1 protein-coding gene is annotated in these 1,017 nt (G+C 64.2%); it reads right to left on the bottom strand.

The window, feature by feature from the left end; all coding sequences use genetic code 11:
- On the bottom strand, positions 1-1,013 hold a 1,013-nt coding region (locus tag AC07VI_RS29295; RefSeq protein WP_494808846.1), incomplete at its 3' end, for a multidrug effflux MFS transporter.
- Positions 1,014-1,017 lie beyond the last annotated feature (4 nt).

Genomic DNA, 1,017 nt, shown 5'->3' with positions numbered 1-1,017 from the left:
TGGATGAAGGACTGCATCGACGAAGCCAGGCCGCTGTTGTTGGGGAAGTGGTTCAGGGCCATCAGGGTCATCGGCGGCATGGCGATGGACAGGGCGAACGAGTAGAAGAACAGCGGCAGCACGGCCCATGGCACTTCGGCGGCAAAGAAGTAGTTGTAGCCGATATTGGCCAGCGCCGCCGCCAGCATCAGGATGAAACCGGCCCAGATCATCTGGCGCTGGCTGTAGCGGTGGGCGATTTTCGCCGACAGGGCCGAGCCGAACACCATGCCGCCGATTAGCGGAATGAACAGCCAGGCGAATGCCGTTTCCGGCAAATGCAGGATGTTGATGATGAAGTAGGCAGCCGAGCCGATGTACAGGGCGAAGCCGCCAAAGGCGGCGCCGATGGCCGTCGACAGCAGCAGGAACTGGCGGTGGCACAGCACTTTCCAGTAATTGACGGCGATGTCGCCCAGGTGGAAGGCGTGGCGCTGCTCCTTCGGCAGGCTTTCCGGCAGCGCGCGCCAGACGACGATGAACATCAGCACGCCGAAGGCCGTGAGGAACCAGAAGATCGCCCGCCAGCCCAGGCTGACCTGCAGCCAGCCGCCCAGCACGGGCGCGATGGCCGGCGCCAGCGCGAACACCATCATGATGTGCGAGAGGATTTTCTGCGCGGCGGCGCCCGCATAGCGGTCTTGCACGATGGCGCGGCCGATGACGGAACCGGCGCCCGCCGACAGGCCCTGCAGCACGCGCCAGGCCAGCAGCCAGCCCAGCGTGGGCGCCAGCGCGGCGCCCACGGAGGCGATCGCATACAGTGCCAGCGAGACGAGAATGACGGGACGGCGGCCGAAGGAATCGGACAGGGTGCCGTAAAACAGCATCATGAAGGCAAACGTGAACAGGAAAAAGCTCAGGGTTTGCTGCACCAGCAGGGGGCTGGACTGAAAATCGTGCACGATGGCGGGGAAAGACGGCAGATAGGTGTCGATGGCAAGCGGTCCGACCATGGCCAGGCCCGCCAAAATCCAG

It is taken from the genome of Janthinobacterium sp. GW821-FHT03A03 (genome assembly GCF_059421435.1).
The sequence above is the reverse complement of the archived record's forward strand: the minus strand, read 5'-3'. Positions and strand labels throughout refer to the sequence as shown.